The 17,221-nt window shown below is 69.0% G+C and carries 19 protein-coding genes; 8 read left to right on the forward strand and 11 right to left on the reverse strand.

Features of this window, described 5'->3' with window-relative positions:
- The first annotated feature begins 35 nt into the window (after positions 1-35).
- Together MMSR116_RS13185 and MMSR116_RS13190 are read left to right on the forward strand one after the other, a co-directional pair.
- Positions 36-956 (forward strand): ABC transporter permease, encoded by a 921-nt coding sequence (locus MMSR116_RS13185; protein ID WP_010682674.1) that lies wholly within the window; start codon positions 36-38, stop codon positions 954-956.
- Positions 953-1,726, forward strand: coding sequence for an ABC transporter permease (locus MMSR116_RS13190; protein ID WP_010682673.1), 774 nt, complete (start codon positions 953-955; stop codon positions 1,724-1,726). The genes MMSR116_RS13185 and MMSR116_RS13190 overlap by 4 nt, the downstream gene beginning before the upstream one ends.
- A 6-nt stretch (positions 1,727-1,732) precedes the next feature.
- On the opposite strand, the gene MMSR116_RS13195 is transcribed toward MMSR116_RS13190, so the two are convergent.
- Positions 1,733-3,196 (reverse strand): sodium:solute symporter family protein, encoded by a 1,464-nt coding sequence (locus MMSR116_RS13195; protein WP_010682672.1) that lies wholly within the window; start codon positions 3,194-3,196, stop codon positions 1,733-1,735.
- A complete protein-coding gene (locus MMSR116_RS13200) occupies positions 3,193-3,396 on the reverse strand; it encodes a DUF3311 domain-containing protein (RefSeq protein ID WP_010682671.1) in 204 nt (67 codons plus the stop codon). The genes MMSR116_RS13195 and MMSR116_RS13200 overlap by 4 nt, the downstream gene beginning before the upstream one ends.
- A 198-nt stretch (positions 3,397-3,594) precedes the next feature.
- On the opposite strand from MMSR116_RS13200, the gene MMSR116_RS13205 reads away from it, so the two are divergent.
- Positions 3,595-3,819, forward strand: coding sequence for a hypothetical protein (locus tag MMSR116_RS13205; protein ID WP_010682670.1), 225 nt, complete (start codon positions 3,595-3,597; stop codon positions 3,817-3,819).
- A 21-nt stretch (positions 3,820-3,840) separates the two neighbouring features.
- On the opposite strand, the gene ureG is transcribed toward MMSR116_RS13205, so the two are convergent.
- The 6 genes from ureG to MMSR116_RS13235 form a co-directional block, all read right to left on the reverse strand.
- Entirely contained in the window at positions 3,841-4,458 is a 618-nt protein-coding gene (gene ureG / locus MMSR116_RS13210; RefSeq protein WP_010682669.1) for an urease accessory protein UreG, read from the reverse strand.
- 9 nt (positions 4,459-4,467) lie between these two features.
- Complete coding sequence (locus MMSR116_RS13215; protein WP_010682668.1) at positions 4,468-5,157, reverse strand: urease accessory protein UreF; 690 nt, start codon at positions 5,155-5,157, stop codon at positions 4,468-4,470.
- Positions 5,144-5,641 carry an urease accessory protein UreE gene (locus MMSR116_RS13220; RefSeq protein WP_010682667.1) on the reverse strand — a complete coding sequence of 166 codons (498 nt, stop codon included), beginning with the start codon at positions 5,639-5,641 and terminating at the stop codon, positions 5,144-5,146. The genes MMSR116_RS13215 and MMSR116_RS13220 overlap by 14 nt, the downstream gene beginning before the upstream one ends.
- Positions 5,642-5,654: 13 nt before the next feature.
- Entirely contained in the window at positions 5,655-7,382 is a 1,728-nt protein-coding gene (ureC, locus tag MMSR116_RS13225; RefSeq protein ID WP_010682666.1) for an urease subunit alpha, read from the reverse strand.
- Between the two features lie 2 nt (positions 7,383-7,384).
- A complete protein-coding gene (locus tag MMSR116_RS13230) occupies positions 7,385-8,005 on the reverse strand; it encodes an urease subunit gamma (protein ID WP_010682665.1) in 621 nt (206 codons plus the stop codon).
- A gap of 74 nt (positions 8,006-8,079) precedes the next feature.
- Positions 8,080-9,093, reverse strand: coding sequence for a LysR family transcriptional regulator (locus MMSR116_RS13235; RefSeq protein WP_010682664.1), 1,014 nt, complete (start codon positions 9,091-9,093; stop codon positions 8,080-8,082).
- A 95-nt stretch (positions 9,094-9,188) separates the two neighbouring features.
- Here MMSR116_RS13235 and MMSR116_RS32385 point away from each other — a divergent pair, with 95 nt between their 5' ends.
- From MMSR116_RS32385 to MMSR116_RS13250, 3 genes are read left to right on the forward strand one after another with little or no spacing between them, the layout of a single operon-like run.
- Entirely contained in the window at positions 9,189-10,433 is a 1,245-nt protein-coding gene (locus tag MMSR116_RS32385) for a GNAT family N-acetyltransferase (RefSeq protein ID WP_010682663.1), read from the forward strand.
- Positions 10,430-11,044, forward strand: coding sequence for a cysteine hydrolase family protein (locus MMSR116_RS13245; RefSeq protein ID WP_010682662.1), 615 nt, complete (start codon positions 10,430-10,432; stop codon positions 11,042-11,044). Before MMSR116_RS32385 ends, MMSR116_RS13245 begins: the two co-directional genes overlap by 4 nt.
- A gap of 37 nt (positions 11,045-11,081) precedes the next feature.
- Positions 11,082-11,237 (forward strand): hypothetical protein, encoded by a 156-nt coding sequence (locus MMSR116_RS13250; RefSeq protein WP_244625656.1) that lies wholly within the window; start codon positions 11,082-11,084, stop codon positions 11,235-11,237.
- Here MMSR116_RS13250 and MMSR116_RS13255 read toward each other — a convergent pair whose 3' ends face one another.
- The 3 genes from MMSR116_RS13255 to MMSR116_RS13265 all read right to left on the reverse strand — a co-directional run bounded on the left by MMSR116_RS13255 (position 11,238) and on the right by MMSR116_RS13265 (position 12,441).
- A complete protein-coding gene (locus MMSR116_RS13255; RefSeq protein ID WP_010682660.1) occupies positions 11,238-11,417 on the reverse strand; it encodes a hypothetical protein in 180 nt (59 codons plus the stop codon).
- 88 nt (positions 11,418-11,505) lie between these two features.
- Positions 11,506-11,967, reverse strand: coding sequence for a MucR family transcriptional regulator (locus MMSR116_RS32535; protein WP_010682659.1), 462 nt, complete (start codon positions 11,965-11,967; stop codon positions 11,506-11,508).
- A gap of 246 nt (positions 11,968-12,213) precedes the next feature.
- Positions 12,214-12,441 (reverse strand): hypothetical protein, encoded by a 228-nt coding sequence (locus MMSR116_RS13265; protein ID WP_010682658.1) that lies wholly within the window; start codon positions 12,439-12,441, stop codon positions 12,214-12,216.
- Between the two features lie 229 nt (positions 12,442-12,670).
- On the opposite strand from MMSR116_RS13265, the gene MMSR116_RS13270 reads away from it, so the two are divergent.
- Positions 12,671-13,951 carry an efflux RND transporter periplasmic adaptor subunit gene (locus tag MMSR116_RS13270; RefSeq protein WP_010682657.1) on the forward strand — a complete coding sequence of 427 codons (1,281 nt, stop codon included), beginning with the start codon at positions 12,671-12,673 and terminating at the stop codon, positions 13,949-13,951.
- A gap of 49 nt (positions 13,952-14,000) precedes the next feature.
- Positions 14,001-17,165 (forward strand): efflux RND transporter permease subunit, encoded by a 3,165-nt coding sequence (locus MMSR116_RS13275; protein WP_010682656.1) that lies wholly within the window; start codon positions 14,001-14,003, stop codon positions 17,163-17,165.
- Positions 17,166-17,221 lie beyond the last annotated feature (56 nt).

Raw genomic sequence — 17,221 nt, forward strand, 5'->3', positions numbered from 1 at the left:
CGACGAACCGGCTCGCGCAACCCGAACCGCCTCCCATGACCCGCCCGAGATCCGGCCGCGGCTTCGCCCGGCTGGTGCGGCTCCCGCCCTTCGCGTGGCTGTCGGTCTTCTTCCTCGTGCCCTTCGCGATCACGCTGAAGATCAGTCTGTCGGAGCCGGCCACGGCGATCCCGCCCTATCTGCCGGTGCTCGACTGGCGCGCCGGCCTTGAGGGCTGGTCGTCGTTCCTCGAAGCTCTGGACTTCGACAACTACGCGACCCTCTACGCCGATCCGCTCTACCGCGACGCTGCCCTCGGCTCGCTGACCTACGCCGCGGTGGCGAGCCTGATCCTCGTCGCCCTCGGCATCCCGCTCGCCTACGCCCTGGCCCGCTCGCCCGCCCGTTGGCAGCCGCTCCTCGTCGCCCTCGTCGTCGTGCCGTTCTGGACGAGCTTCCTCATCCGAATCTACGCCTGGATCGCGATCCTGAAGCCCGAGGGACTGCTGAATCTGGTCTTGCTGCGGCTCGGCCTCATCGCCGAGCCGTTGACGATCCTCAACACCGACGCCGCGATCCTCATCGGCCTCGTCTACGCCTACCTGCCCTTCATGGTGCTGCCGCTTTACGCGGTCATGAACCGGCTCGATCCCACGTTGCGTGAAGCCGCGGCCGACCTCGGCGCCTCGCCGACCCGGGTGTTCTGGAGCGTGACCCTGCCACTCAGCCTGCCGGGGATCCTGGCGGGCGCCGGGCTCTGCTTCATCCCGATGGTTGGCGAGTTCGTCATTCCGGACCTCCTCGGCGGCTCGGAGACGCTAATGCTCGGCCGGGTGCTCTGGACTGAGTTCTTCTCCAATCGCGACTGGCCCCTGGCCTCCGCGGTCGCGGTCCTCATCCTCGGCATCGTGATCGGACCGGTGGTGCTGTTCCGCGACAGCCTGCGCGCCGGCAAGACCGAGGACGGTCGGCCATGACCTGGGTGACCCGCACTGCCCTGGCGGCCGGGCTCGGCTTCCTCTACGCGCCGATCCTCGTTCTGATCGCCTACTCGTTCAACGCGTCGCCCCTTGTGACGGTCTGGGGCGGGATCTCGACACGGTGGTACGAGGCGCTCTTCTCGGACGCGCCCCTGCTGGCCGCTGCCTGGGTGTCGCTCAAGGTGGCGGTTCTCTCGAGCCTCGTCGCCACAGTCCTCGGCACGGCGGCGGCGCTGGTGCTGGAGCGCCACGGTCGGTTTCGCGGGCGCGCGCTGTTCACCGGGCTCGTCCTCGGGCCGATGGTGATGCCGGAGGTGATGATCGGCCTCTCGCTCCTCCTGATGTTCATCGGCATCGGCTTCGATCGCGGCCTCGCCACGATCGTCATCGCGCACGCCACCTTCTGCACCGGCTTCGTCGCCGTCGTCGTCGCGGCGCGCCTGCGCGGCCTGGATCGCTCCCTGGAGGAGGCAGCGGCGGATCTCGGCGCGACGCCGTGGCGCGTGCTCACCACCGTGACCCTGCCGCTGCTGGCACCGGCGGTCGTAGCCGGCGCGCTCCTCGCCTTCAGCCTGTCGCTCGACGATCTGGTCATCGCGAGTTTCGTCTCGGGTCCGGGCTCGACCACCCTTCCGATGCGCCTCTACAGTCAGGTCCGTCTCGGCGTGAACCCCGAGATCAATGCCGCCTCGACGCTGCTGGTCGGGTTCGTCAGCGCGGCCGTGCTGCTGGCGTCCTGGCTGACAGCCCGGCGCGGCCCGGCTTGAAGCAGCTCATTCCGCGGCCTGGGTTCGGGCCGCCGCGTCCCTTCGATACAGCTGCGCCGCCGCGGCCGTGACCACGATGTTCACCACCAGAGCCGCGACGCCGACGTTGACGTCCTGCAGGGGCCCGAGGGACTGGAAGGCCGTGAGGCTGAACCCGCTCAGCACCGTCGCCGCCACGGTGGCGACGCCCGCCACGATGCCGGCCATCGCGGCGCGCCAGTCGAGCGGATTGCGCCGCAGCAGGCTGGTGATGAAGCAGGGAAACAGCTGGGTGACGAAGTTGTAGCCCATGAGCAGCAACTGGACGATGGTGTCGCCGCCCGACAGCGTGAAGCCGACGCAGACCAGAGCCAGGACCGGGACGAGGATCTTGCACAGCCGCGCCGTCGCGGCGTCGTCCATGCCCGGCCGCAGCGGCCGGACGAGGTTGTTGGCCACCAGCGTCGCGCCAGCGATCAGGATCATCGAGCCCGGCACCAGGGCGGTGAGAACGCCGGTGGCACCGATGATCCCGATGAACCACGGTGGGAAGCTTTGCAGCGACAGCTTGAACAGCGACAGGTCGACGTCGGGGCCCGTGAGACCCGGGACCTGCAGCACGGCGGTGAAGCCGATCATGAAGACGAACAGGTTGATCAACTGGTAGATCGGCAGGATGACGGCGTTGCGCCGGAAGGCGCTCGGCTCCCGCGCCGTGTAGAGGGATGCGAAGGTGTGCGGCCACATGTAGCCGCCCAGCGCCGTGAGCAGGACCGTGGTCGAGAACCAGGTCGTGCTCTGCCCGTGTTCCGGCAGGGCCAGGAAGCCCGGCTTCGCGGACTCGATGGCGCGGAAGAGACCCTCGTAGCTGCCGTAATAGTGCAGGGGCAGGTAGATTCCGAGGAAGATCACCAGAGCGAGGATGCTGGTGTCCTTGATCACCGCGGTCCAGGCCGAGCCGTGGACGCCGGACACGATCACGTAGGCGGTGAGCGCCGCCGCGCCGATCCAAACCGCCGCCGTCGACGAGATCGCTCCGTAGGAGGTCGTGGAGACGATGATCCCGAGCCCCTTGAACTGGAGCACGAGGTAGGGGACCAGCGCCACGATCCCGACGAGCGCCACGAGGATGCCGAGCCCCCGGCTCTGGTACTTGCGCGCGAAGAAGTCGGGCTGCGTGTAGAGCCCGTGCCGCTTCGCGTAGGCCCAGACCGGCGGCAGCAGCCAGTAGGAGGTGACGTAGGCCAACGTCAGGTAGCACAGGATGTAGTAGGCGGGCCCGCCCTTGCCGTAGGCGATCCCCGATCCGCCGAGGAACGTGAAGGTCGTGTAGATCTCACCGGCCATCAGCAGGAAGACCAGGGCCGTGCCGAAGCCGCGGCCGCCGACGGTCCACTGCTCCAGGCCCATCTCGCGGCCGTGGCGGGCATAGAGGCCGAGGCCGATGGCCAGGGCGAAGCCGGCCGCGACGATGACGAGCGCGATGCTCATCGCGGATCCTCCGGCGCGCGCCGCTCGGGATCGGTCAGGTAGATGATGCCCATCACTGCCGAAGTTCCGATGACGCAGAAAACCAGCCATACCAGGAGCAGCGGCAGTCCCAGGACGAATGGTTCGACCCGGTTCAGGAAGTACGGGCCGATCAGGATGCCGAAGAAGGGCAGGGTGGCGAGCCACCGCAGATGTCGCATGAGCGATACTGGTCAAAAGCCACCAATACCGCGGGTTGGATCAGTCGTTCACGGCTGTCAATCCAGCATCCCGTTACGGACCCGGCCATTGGTCATCTGAGCGGGCTGTGCGCTGGCGCACGCAGTCAAGCTTGGGGCGAACATATCCTCGTGAGGCAGTCGCCCTCCGTCCGGGCGGACGCATGAGGGACATGCCCCGTGACACGCACTCTGACCATTGCGGCTCTGGCCGCGCTCCTCGTCGCCCCGGCGGCACAGGCGCGCGGGATCCGGGCACACGCCAAGGCGCCGCCGAACGCCGCGATCAAGACGCGCCAAGTCGCCATGGACGATTTCAGCGCGCGGATGAGCCGCCTCGACCGGTTGATGGGCGTTCCGTCGGCCACCGGCGCGCGGTCGCGGTCCGCCGAGGCCGGGCGCTGAGGCGCATCTCAGGCGGCCGGATCAGCGGCCGAGGCCGCCGGCCTCTTCGACGAAGCGCGCGACTTCGTCCGCGCCGGCGCCGTCGCGCAGGGACGCGAAGACGTAGGGGCGTGCCCCCCGCATCCGGCGCGTGTCCGCTTCCATCACCGACAGGTCGGCGCCGACGAGCGGCGCGAGGTCAGTCTTGTTGACGATCAGCAGATCGGACCGGGTGATGCCGGGGCCGCCCTTGCGCGGGATCTTCTCCCCGCCTGCCACGTCGATGACGTAGAGGGTGATGTCGGCGAGTTCCGGCGAGAACGTCGCCGCCAGGTTGTCACCGCCGGATTCGATCAGCACGAGGTCGAGCCGGGGGAAGCGGCGGTTCATCTCGGCGACGGCGGCGAGGTTGATCGAGGCATCCTCGCGGATTGCAGTGTGCGGACAACCGCCGGTCTCGACGCCCAGGATGCGCTCCTCCGGCAGCGCGCCCGCCACGGTCAGGATGCGGGCGTCCTCCTTGGTGTAGATGTCGTTCGTGATCGCGCAGATCTCGTAGCGGTCGCGGAAGCGCTTGCAGAGCTGCTCCATCAGGGCGGTCTTGCCGGATCCGACGGGGCCGCCGATGCCGACGCGGAGGGGGCCGTTCGTGGGGGTCATGCTGCGCGCTCAGGATCGGAAGATGCGGGAATACTGGGTCTCGTGCCGGAAGGAACCGAGGTCCAGGCGAAACGTGGCGGCACCGAGGGCGTCGAGCTCCGCGCACCCGGCTTCTGCGGCGATGCGGGCGATGCGCGGGACGAGGGCGGCGACCACCCGCGTGCCCGCCGCCTGACCCACGGGCGCTGCCCGGAGGGCCGCCGAGACGAGGTTCTGAACGAAGGCGAGCCCGTAGGCCGACAGGGCGCCCGGTCGCTCCATGTCGTGCGCGCCCGCTGCAATCCCCACGGCCACCGGATAGGCGATCGGGCCCGATACAGAGGCCGCGAGCCGGTTGAGCCGTGCGCACGGCCACGCACCGAGGGTGGCGTCGAGGAAGCTGCGGCCTTGCTGGCTGGTCTCCAGATGCAACTCGCGCGATGGCGCCAGGGCCAGGGCGAGCGCGTTGAGATCGGCGAGGGCCGGCCCATCGTCCGCCTGCGCGAGCCGGTGGGCCTGCGCGGCGAGGATCAGGTCGTTGCGCAGGGCGCCGTGGGTGCAGACGTCTTCCAGCCAGCCCATGAGGCTCGCCTCGTCACGCACGTCGCCCGCTTCGACCGCCCATTCCAGTCCGTGCGAGTAGGCATAGGCACCCACCGGATAGCCGGGTGACAGCCACGCCATCAGGCGAAGCGCGTCGAGCGTCTCAGCCGGCGGCATGGTGATGAGGGTGGTGGCCGCCGTGCGGATGATCGTGATCGTGCGCGTGGCCCCCGGAATAGGCGCCGCCCTCCGGCCGAAACGGCCGCTCCACCGTCGCCACGCTTCCGCCGAGCCCCTGAACCATCTCGGCGAGCACGTGGTCGTAGGCGATCCACACCGCGTCCCCGCCGATCTCGGCCGGGATGTGCCGATTGCCGATATGCCAGATCAGGCGCTTGAGCGCGTGGTCGCTCGGTGCGCGGATCTCCAGAAGCCGCTCCGGCGCCGCCTCGACCCAGACGAGGCGGCCATCCTGGAGGACCAGGGCGTCGCCGTCTTCCAGCACGGTCGGTTCCGCGAGGTCGAGCAGGAAACCCAAGCCGCCGGCACCGCGCATGGCGACGCGGCGGCGATGGCGGTCACCGTGGTCGAGGACGACCCTGTCGACGATCTCGCCGCCCGACAGGGTCTCGCGGCGAAGGATGCGGGTGGCGCGGATCATGTGCGCATTTCGCTCAGAACAGGAAATAACGCTGCGCCATCGGCAGCACCTCGGCGGGCTCGCAGACCAGAAGCTCGCCGTCGGCACGGACGTCGTAGGTCTCGGGATCGACCTCGATCACCGGTGTGGCGTCATTCAGCACCATGCTCTTCTTCGAGATGCCGCCGCGCACGTTCTCCACGGCGACAAACTCCTTCCGGACGCCGAGTCGGTTCCGCAGGCCGTCCTCCAGGGCCGCCTTTGAGACGAAGGTGACGGCGGTGGCGAAGGGCGTCCGGCCGTAGGCGCCAAACATCGGACGGTAGTGGACCGGCTGCGGCGTCGGGATCGAGGCGTTCGGGTCGCCCATCGGCGCCGCCGCGATGCTGCCGCCCTTCAGCACGAGGTCGGGCTTCACGCCGAAGAAGGCCGGCGTCCAGAGCACGAGGTCGGCGAGCTTGCCGGGCTCGACAGAGCCGATATGCCGGGAGATCCCATGCGCGATGGCCGGGTTGATCGTGTACTTGGCGACGTAGCGGCGGGCGCGCAGGTTGTCGGTGCCCGAGGCGTCGCCGGGGAGGGCGCCCCGCTGGCGCTTCATCTTGTCGGCGGTCTGCCACGTGCGGATGATGACCTCGCCGACCCGACCCATGGCCTGGCTGTCGGAGGACATCATCGAGAGTGCGCCGATGTCGTGCAGGATGTCCTCGGCCGCGATGGTCTCGCGGCGGATCCGGCTCTCGGCGAAAGCGAGGTCCTCGGGGATCGACGGGTCGAGGTGGTGGCAGACCATGAGCATGTCGAGATGCTCGTCGATCGTGTTGCGCGTGTAGGGCCGCGTCGGGTTCGTGGAGGACGGCAGCACGTTCGGCAGCCCGGCCACCTTGATGATGTCCGGCGCGTGGCCGCCGCCGGCGCCCTCGGTGTGGAAGGCGTGGATGGTCCGGCCCTTGAACGCCGCGATCGTGTCCTCGACGAAGCCCGATTCGTTGAGCGTGTCGGTGTGGATCATGACCTGGATGTCGTGGGAATCCGCCACCGACAGGCAGGTGTCGATCGCCGCGGGCGTCGTGCCCCAATCCTCGTGCAGCTTGAGCGCGCAGGCGCCGGCCCGGACCATCTCGACGAGGCTTTCCGGCCGGGACGCGTTGCCCTTGCCGGCGAAGGCGAGGTTCATCGGGAAGGCGTCGGCCGCCTCGATCATCCGGGCGATGTGCCAGGGGCCGGGCGTGCAGGTCGTGGCGAAGGTGCCGTGCGCCGGGCCTGTGCCGCCGCCGAGCATCGTGGTGACGCCTGAGCAGAGCGCCTCCTCGATCTGCTGAGGGCAGATGAAGTGGATGTGGCTGTCGAAGCCGCCGGCCGTCAGGATCTTGCCCTCGCCGGCGATGACCTCGGTGCCGGGGCCGACCACGATGTCGACGCCCGGCTGCACGTCCGGGTTGCCGGCCTTGCCCAGCCGGGAGATCCGCCCGCGGACGATCCCGACATCGCATTTCACGATGCCCCAGTGATCGAGCACGACGGCATTGGTGATCACCGTGTCGACCGCTCCGTCGGCGTTCGTCGCCTGGCTCTGGCCCATGCCGTCGCGGATCACCTTGCCGCCGCCGAACTTCACCTCCTCGCCGTAGGTGGTGAGGTCGCGCTCGACCGTGATCTCGAGGCTGGTGTCGGCGAGGCGGATGCGGTCGCCGACGGTCGGGCCGAACATGTCGGCGTAGGCGGACCGGGGAAGGCTCGCGGGCTTCGGGGTGTTGGACATGGTCAAAGCTTGCCCATCACGTCACCCCGGAAGCCGTAGACTGTGCGGCCGCCCGAGAGCGGCACAAGCGCGACCTCCCGCGTCGAGCCAGGCTCGAAGCGCACCGCGGTGCCGGGCGCGATGTCGAGGCGCTTGCCGCGGGCCTGCTCGCGGGCGAACACCAAGCCCGGATTGACCTCGTAGAAGTGGTAGTGCGAGCCGACCTGGATCGGCCGGTCGCCCGTGTTGGCGACTTCGATGACGGTGCGCTCCGCATCCGCGTTGAAGACGATCTCGCCGGGCAGCGTCGTTACCGCCCCCGGAATTTCGGCAGAGGCCGCGCCGCGGATCGGATGATGCACGGTCACGAGCTTCGTGCCGTCCGGAAACGTAGCCTCGACCTGGATGTCGTGGATCATCTCGGCCACCCCGTCCATCACCTGCTCGGCGGTGAGCACGGTGCCGCCGGCCTGCATCAGCTCGGCGACGGTGCGCCCGTCCCGGGCGCCCTCGACCACGAAATCGGTGATCAGCGCCACCGCCTCCGGATGGTTGAGCTTCACGCCCCGCGCGAGGCGGTTGCGCGCCACCTGCGCGGCCATGGCGATCAGCAGCTTGTCCTTCTCACGGGGCGTCAGCAGCACGGCAAACCTCGTCGTTGCGGCCGCGGCAGCAAGGATCATGCGCGCGGCACGGTCAAGGATGCGCGCGCACCGATCTAGCGCTCCATCCCGGCGAACCCGGCGAACAGCTCGGGCATGGGCGCGCCCTTGAGCGTCGCCGGCAGGTCCCGGGGATGGATGAAGGCGTCGCGGAACCAGGGATAGCGCGCCGGATCGAAGCTGGCGCGGATCCAGTCGATCGCCCGACGCACGCGGTCGATCCGCTCGGCATCGGGGTGATAGGTCAGCCAGATGTCGAGGCCAACCTGGACGAGGCCGTCCAGCGGGACCAGCCGGGCGCCGATCGCCGCCGCGTAAGTGGGCAGCCAGCCGATTCCGGCGCCGTTCGCCACCGCCCAATAATGGGCGCTGCTCACGTTGGTCTTGAGCGTGACGTAGCCGGATTGCGGCATGCCCGGCGTGTGCCGGTCGTACTCCGCCATGCTGACGGTCTGGCTCGACACCTGAAGGACGATCCGGTGCCGGGCCGCGTCCTCGACGCCCGCCGGAACGCCGTAGATGTCCAGATAGCTGCGGGCCGCGAAGGCCATGGCGTGCAGGCGGCCGAGCTTGACCACCTTCAGATCGGGATTGACCGGCCTCACCAGCTGAACGGCCACGTCGGCCTCGAGGCGGGCGACATCGGCCGGGTCCATCGTGCAGCGCAGATCGACCACGAGCCTCGGGTTCGAGCGCTGGAACTCGACGAGGCGCGGCGCGAGCCAGAACGTCCCGAGACCCTCGGTGACGGCGATCCGCACCTCGCCGGCCGGCGTGGCCGAGGCGGCGTCCCGGGCGCGCAGGACCGAGTAGGCGGCGCTCTCCATGGAACGCGTCGCGGCCAGTATTGTCTCGCCCTCGGCCGTGAGACGGATTCCGGCGGCGTGGCGGGTCAGCAGAGTCACGCCGAGCTGCGCCTCCAGGTCGTCGATCCGCCGACGCAGGGTGTTGATGGAGAGCCCGACGGCGGCGGCGGCGGCCCGGAAGCTTCCGCGCCGATCCAGCTCCAGGAACAGGCGCAGGTCCTGCCAGTCCGGCATTCCGGCCTCGAAGACCGACGCGTGTTCCATCTGTGAGACTCCCATACTTCAAGTTTTGCACAGACGCAGGTCTTCGGCCATGCGAAGCCTGGGGCTGTTCGCAATCATCTGCGGAAGCCGACGCGATGACGGTCCACGTATCCCCGCCCGATCACCCGCCCCATCTGCACGGGGCGCCGGAGGCGCGGCACGACATCATCGACCTGAGATCGGCGCGCCTCGCCCGTCATCTGGTGCTGTTCACCCCGACCCAGAGGGATCTGGAGCGGCTCCTCGACGAGACGCGGGCCGCCCTGCCGGGCGTGGCCGACATCGCCGTGGTCCGCCGCGTGATGACGGCCAACCCCGACACCGTCCTGGCGATCGCCCGGCGCGACGCCTACGACGCGCTCGCCCCCCGCGGCGAGGGCCTGACCGCGATCCTGCCCCTCAACGAGGCCGGGATGACGGCGCTGCTGAACGGTACCTTCGACGCGAGCGATCCGGACACGGACTTCATCGCCCGGCAGCATGAGCGCCCGGCCGGAATCTACCTGTGGGTTATTCACGCCCGCAGACGGCTCGCGGCCGCCGTCGCCCTGATGCTGCAGCGGATCTCGACGCCGCTCTGCCGCGACGTCGATCTCTTCGCCAGTGCGGCCACCGCCGAGGGCGCCGACTACCTGGAGGGAATCGGCTTCACGCAGGGCGCCGCGTGGCGGGGCCTGCGCGCCCCGGGGCTGCACATGTTCCACCGCTCGGAGGCCGCCGAGCGCCTCCCGCTCTATGACAGTCACCGGCCCGGGGCCACCGGCCTCAGCGTTGCCGTCGCCCGGACGTTCGAGGATCTGTCGCGGGTCATCGCGCTCCGCGCCGCCGTGTACATGGCCGAGCAGGCCTGCCCCTACGAGGAAGAGTTCGACGGCAACGATCTCTCGGCCACGCACCTGATCGGCTATGTCGGCGACGAGCCGGCTGGCTGCCTGCGCATCCGTTTCTTCGCCGATTTCGCCAAAATCGAGCGTCTCGCGGTGCGGGCCGAGCATCGCAATACCCGCATGGCGTTCGCTCTGGTCCGCGCCGGCATCGAGCTCGCCCGCGTGAAGGGCTACCGCCGCCTGTACGGCCACGCGCAGAAGCGGCTCGTCAGCTTCTGGAGCCGCTTCGGCTTCCGCGTCTTCGATGGCGCGCAGGAACTCGTCTTCTCGGATTTCGACTACATCGAGATGCTGCTGGAGGCCGAGCCGCATCCGCAGGCCATCGGCATCGGCGTCGATCCTTACGTGATCATCCGGCCGGAGGGCCGCTGGCACCGCGCCGGAGCCCTCGACCGGTCCCGCGCGCGGGCGGTCACGCGCCCCTCCATCGACCGGAAGGCGGCGGCGCGATGATCCGGACCTTCAATCCGGCGCTCTACCGGCGGCCGCGGAGCGTGCCGGTGCTGGTCCTCGTGGACATGCAGCAGGAATACGAGGTCGCGGGCCGGCCGCTCGCTCTGCCGGGCATCGCGCCCGCCCTCGACAAGTGCCGGCGTGCCCTCAGCCACGCCCGGGCGACCGGCATCCAGGTCGCATATGTGCGCTGGATCGGCGCGCCGCTGTTCCAGGCCGGCACCCGGTTCGCCCGCTGGATCGAGGGTTTCGAGCCGCACGGCTGCGACATGATCTTCGACCGGGACCGGCCGTCCTGCTACGCGAGTCCCGCCTTCGCCGACGCCATGGAGCGCGGCTCTCCGCCGCTGGTGATCGCGGGTTTCGCCGGGGAGGCGGCCTGCCTGGCCACGGCGGTCGACGGGTTCCATCGCGGCCAGGAGGTGACGTTCCTCTCCGACGCCTCGGCGAGCCACGACCTCGAAGGCATCGCCGCCAGCGACATTCACCGCACGGTGAGCGCCGTGATGCGCGTCTTCGGGGACGTCATGGACACGGAGACGTGGATCTCCGGCTCCACACCTTTCAGGCCGGCACCGGTCGCATCGAACCAGACGCACGCGAATGACTGACCGAGGCCAACACGACCGGCCGGCCATCGAAGATGAGGTGCTCCAGCGCCTCGGTCGCCACGCGATCGCCCTGCTCCAAGCGGCGCGGGATGCGGGTGATCCGGCGTTGATCGCGCAGGCGGAGGCCATGGCGATGGCGGTCGGCTACACGCTGGCGGCGCAACTGCCGTTGGCCGGCAGCGCCGCGGACTGATCAGCCGCCCTCGTCGTCGCCGCCGATCAGGCGCATGGCGCGCAGGCGCGCCGTGCGCTCGTCGCGGGCACGGCGGTCCGCCTCGAGGGCCGACCAGAGCGCCAGCAACTCGCCCCGCAGGTGCAAGTCGTCTGTCTCCGCGACGTCACGCAGAGATTCGCCGTGTTCGAAGGCGTCCATATTCGGGATCCCGCGCCCTGAGCTGCGGTCCGCTAACAGCACATCCCCGATCCGGTCCAGCCCGAGACTGAACATCTCGAACGGATCGTCACGCCGCGACCGCACGGAATGGGTCAGACGGCCGTGCGGCGCCCGCCTGACCTCGATCGCGACCTCTCGCCTGTCTGTCCCGGCCCCATCGCCTTGGCGAGGGCGGCGCGCTGCTCGGCGTGGCGGGGGCGACCGATAAGTCGTCGACCGGCAGGCCATGGCGCCTACGGTAGCGCTTCGGGTCGAGGCAAGGGCCGGTCAGGTGGCGCTCAGGCCTCTTGCGGGTCTTGCCGTCGATGACGCCGACGATGCCGGCGGGCTGGAGCGACTTGTGGAACTGGGCGCTCGACGGTTGCTCGGCCCGAGCAGTGCCCCACCGTTTCGTCAGGTCTCGTGCGAGACGCACGAGCGCGGCGTGCAGGCGCCCCATGACATCCGAGAGCTTTGGCGCCGGAACCCAGTGGTTGAAGAATTCGGCCGCGGCGACCCCGTCCGCGAGCAGCCGACACTCCAGGTGCACCGATCCAGCACTGGCGGCATTCCGCGTCGTGGACTTCCTCAGGTATCTCCAGAACAATATTCCTCAACTGAGTTCGGGTTGAGAATTGAAGTGAATCGAAGTTGATTGGCAGAAGCAGGCGTCATGCACGCCGTTAAGCTTCGAGAAACTCAGAAACATCCCGGATACCGAGCCGTGCCAAGCTGCCGAAGCGGCTCGGGTGCCGAGGCGGCGCGTCATTCCAAGCGCCGGCCCGGTCGGGCGGCGTCAGCCCTGTGACCCCGTCAGTTTGGCGATGATGGACTCGACGACTTCGATCTGCTGCTGCACGGCCAAAATCCGGGGCCCGGCCTCCGAGCCGTCTCCCATGACGAACGTGCCCTTCTGCCGCCGCGTCTCGCGCAGCTTGCGCACCGAGGCGACGATGATCTGCCGTTCCTCGATGAGGGCAGCGCGCAGTTCGTTCAGTCCGTCGATTTCCAGCGTCGGGGCCATGCGCCGTCCAGGTCTCAGATCCATCCCGCGTCCGACACGGCGCGGGGCCGTCGGCCGTTCACAATCGCGCGGACGCTATCCCGCAACGGTCGCGGTTGCACGCCCCGCATCGGCGCCTCGCCACCGAAGCGACCGGTCGGATCAGTGTCGGTCCCGATGATTGTATGCTAATGAATGCAAAATTATCCTGGATCGCGAAGCGGCCGGTTACGGGGGCGGAATCAGGCGCATGCTGAGCGAGGATGAGGACCATCGCGGCACGTCTCGGTTTGACGAGAGCGCCGCGTATCAGGACGCGGGCGGCACCCGTCGGGTTCAGGCAGGCCGGAAACCGAGCCGCGTCCGCGGATCGGTCCTGCTTCTGCTCCTACTCGGCGCCGCGGGCGGCGGCGCCTACGGGTATACGCGGCTGAATGCGCCGGCGGTGAAGTCGAAGGCGGCGGCGCCGCTGCCCGTCCCGGTGACGCTCGGAGCCGTGGAACAGGGTCCCTTCGCCCTCGTGTCGAGCGGGCTCGGAACGGTGCAGGCGTACAACACCGTCCAGGTGCGCACCCGGGTCGACGGCGAGATCCAGCAGGTGGCCTTCAAGGAGGGTCAGACCGTCCACAAGGGCGATATCCTCGTCCAGGTCGACCCGCGGCCCTATCAGGCAGCCCTGGACCAGGCGAAGGCCAAGAAGGAGCAGGACACCGCCAACCTCAACAACGCCAAGGTCGACCTGACCCGCTACACGGGCCTCGGCGCCTACGCGTCGCGGCAGCAGACCGAGACGCAGACGGCCTTGGTCGCGCAGCTGACTGCGCAGGTCGCCTCCGATCAGGCCGCCATCGACAACGCGGCCACGCAGCTCGGCTACGCCACGATCCGCGCGCCGATCGACGGCGTCACGGGATTCCGGCAGGTCGATATCGGCAACATCGTGAACGCGTCGGGACAATCGGCGATCGTGACGATCACGCAGGTCGAGCCCATCTTCGTCGTCTTCACCGCGCCCGAGGATCAGCTTCCCGCCATCACCGCGGCCCTGCGGACGGGTGACGTGCCGGTGGAAGCCTGGAGCTCGGACGGGCTCGCCAAGCTCGCCGACGGCAAGCTCGCCCTGTTCAACAACCAAGTCGACACGGCGACGGGCACGATCCGCCTCAAGGCCGTGTACGAGAACCGCAATCACGCGCTGTGGCCGGGTCTATCCGTCTCCACCAAGATGCGGGTCGGGACGGTGGCCACGGCCACGACGGTGCCTGACGATGCCGTGCAGCACGGGCCTGCCGGCCTGTTCGCCTTCGTGGTCGACGAGTCCGGCCGCGCGCATCAGGTCGCCCTGAAAGCGGGCCGCTCGGATTCCGGCCGCACCCAGATCCTGAGCGGCGACTTGAAATCCGGCGAACGCGTCATCGTGGCCGGACAGTACAAGGTTCAGGACGGCAGCCTCGTGGCCGATCCGCGCGCGGCGCACACCGCGCAGGCGGCCGAACCGGACCTCGGCCGGAAAGCGGAGGCGCAACGCTGATGGGCCGGGAGGCAGGCATGGCCGTGTCGCGGCAGGTCGGGGGCGGGTCGTGAAGGGCGGCATTTCCGCACCGTTCATCCGGTTCCCGGTGGCGACCACGCTGATCATGGTCGGCATCCTGTTCCTCGGACTGGTGGCCTACCCGCTGCTCGGCGTCGCGCCGCTGCCGCAGGTGGATTTCCCCACGATCCAGGTGACCGCGCAGCTCCCCGGCGCCAGCCCCGAGACCATGGCATCGTCCGTGGCGCAGCCGCTCGAGCGTCAATTCTCGCAGATCCCGGGCGTGTCGCAGATGACGTCCACGAGTTCCCTGGGGATCTCGACCATCACGGTGCAGTTCGACCTGAACCGCAACATCGACGGCGCGGCCAACGACATCCAAGCGGCAATCAACGCCGCCGGCGGCCAGCTGCCCAAGAACCTCCCCAGCCCGCCGACCTACCGCAAGGTCAACCCGGCGGACTCGCCGATCCTGCTGCTCTCGGCGGTCTCCGATACCCTGCCGCTGACCGAGGTGGACGATGCGGTCGATGTGCAGCTCGCCCAGCGGATCAGCCAGATCTCCGGAGTCGCGCAGGTCTTCATCGGCGGCCAGCAGAAGCCGGCGGTGCGGATCCAGGTCGATCCAGCCAAGCTCGTCGCCAAGGGGCTGTCCCTGGAGGACGTGCGCAACCAGCTCGCCATCACCACGGTCAACAATCCGAAGGGGAGCATCGACGGAACGAGCCGCAGCTACACGATCTACGCCAACGACCAGCTCACGGTGGCGCGGGACTGGAACGACGTCATCGTCGCCTATCGAGACGGCGCCCCCCTGCGCGTGCGCGACATCGGCAAAGCCGTGGCCGGCCCCGAGGACATGAAGCAGGCCGGCTGGACGAACGGGCGCCGCGGCGTCTTCCTGGTGATCTTCAAGCAGCCCGGCGCCAACGTCATCGACACCGTCGACAGCATCAAGGCGCAGTTGCCACGGCTGACCGCGACCCTCCCGGCCGGCATCAAGGTCGATCTCCTCAGCGACCGCACGCAGACGATCCGGGCCTCCGTGGAGGATGTGCAGTTTACCCTCCTGCTCACCATCGTGCTGGTGGTGGCGGTGATCTTCGTCTTCCTGAGGAGCTTCTGGGCGACCGTTATCCCGAGCGTGACAGTGCCGCTCGCCCTGCTCGGCGCCTGCGCGCTGATGTGGTTGGTGGGCTACACCCTCGACAACCTGTCGCTGATGGCGCTCACCATCGCGGTCGGCTTCGTGGTCGACGACGCGATCGTCGTGCTGGAGAACATCAGCCGCTACGTCGAGGAGGGGATGCGGCCCATGGAGGCCGCATTCAAGGGTGCGGGCGAGATCGGCTTCACCATCGTGTCGATCTCGGTGTCGCTGATCGCGGTGCTGATCCCGCTGCTCCTGATGGGCGGGATCATCGGCCGTCTGTTCCGCGAGTTCGCCGTCGTCCTGTCGATGACCATCGCGGTCTCGGCCTTCGTGTCGCTGACGCTGACGCCGATGATGGCGGCACGGCTGCTCAAGCCGCACGGCGCCGAGCGCCACGGCCGGCTCTACCGGATGAGCGAGGCCGGGTTCGACTGGCTGCTCTCGGTCTACGAGAGCGCCCTCGACGTCGCCCTGCACCACCGCCGGATCACGCTGCTCACCTTCTTCGCGACGCTCGGACTCACCGGCTACCTGTTCGTGGCGATCCCGAAGGGCTTCTTCCCACAGCAGGACACCGGCTTCATGATCGGCGTCACCGAGGCGGGGCAGGACGTCTCCTTCTCGGCGATGAAGGAGCTGCAGGAGAAGGTCGGCGCGATCGTCCAGGCCGATCCGGGCGTCGCGACCGTCGGCATGTCGCTGGGCGGCAACGGCCAGGCGCTCAACTCGGGCCGGATGTACATTACGCTGAAGCCCCGGGATGAGCGCGACGCCAACGCCTTCCAGATCATCGCGCGGCTGCGACCGAAGCTGGAGCGGGTCGAGGGCATCCGCACCTTCATCCAGGCCACGCAGGATGTGCGCACCGGCGGTCGCACCTCGCGGACGCAGTTCGAGTACACGCTGCAGGATCCGGATCTCACCGAGCTCAACACCTGGGCGCCGCGCATCCTCGATCGGATGAAGACGTTGCCCGAGCTGCGCGACGTGGCGACCGACCAGCAGACCCGGGGCACCACCCTGACGATGGCGATCGATCGCGACGCCGCCTCGCGCTACGGCATCACGCCGCAACTCATCGACGACACACTCTACGACGCGTTCGGGCAGCGGCAGATCGCCCAGTACTTCACGCAGCTCAACAGCTACCACGTGGTGCTGGAGGTGCTGCCGGTGCTTCAGGGCCGGGTCGACAGCCTCGACAAGATCTACATCAAGGCACCGAACGGCGGCGGGCAGGTGCCGCTGGCTGCCTTCGCCCGCTGGACCACCGATCCGGTCGCGCCGCTCTCGGTGAACCACCAGGGCCAGTTCCCGGCGGTGACGATCAGCTTCAACCTCGCCCCCGACGTCGCCCTCGGGCAGGCCACGGAGGCGATCGGCCGGGCGATGCGGGACCTCCAGGTGCCACCGACGGTGGTCAGCGGCTTCCAGGGCACGGCCCAGGCGTTCCAGCAGTCGCTCTCGACGGTGCCGCTGCTGATCCTGGCGGCCTTGTTCGTCGTCTACCTGATCCTCGGCATCCTCTACGAGAGCTTCATCCATCCGATCACCATCCTGTCGACGCTGCCGTCGGCGGGCGTCGGCGCCCTTGCGGTGCTGATGGCGGCGGCGTTCGATTTCAGCCTGATCGCGCTGATCGGCATCATCCTGCTGATCGGCATCGTGAAGAAGAACGGCATCATGCTGGTGGACTTCGCCATCGTGGCCGAGCGCGAAGAGGGCATCGGTCCCGAGGAGGCGATCCGGAAGGCGGCGCTGCTGCGCTTCCGCCCGATCCTGATGACCACCATGGCGGCGCTGCTCGGCGGCATCCCGCTGATGTTCGCCCACGGGACCGGCTCGGAGATCCGCCAGCCGCTCGGCTACGCCATGGTCGGCGGTCTCGCGGTCAGCCAGATCCTGACGCTGTTCACGACACCGGTGATCTACATCTACCTCGATCGTCTGGCGCACCGCCTGTCCTTCCGGGACAAGCCCGAGGCGGTGGATGCCACCCGAGGCAATCCGGAGCCAGTCGAGGAGGTCCGCGGCCCGCCCGCGCTGCGCGCGGCGGAGTAACGGGCCTACCGGTTTCGTGCCGCACGGCCGTCGTCGCTCTCCGGATGCCGACGCCG

It is taken from the genome of Methylobacterium mesophilicum SR1.6/6, from assembly GCF_000364445.2.
GTDB classification, from domain to species: Bacteria; Pseudomonadota; Alphaproteobacteria; order Rhizobiales; family Beijerinckiaceae; genus Methylobacterium; species Methylobacterium mesophilicum_A.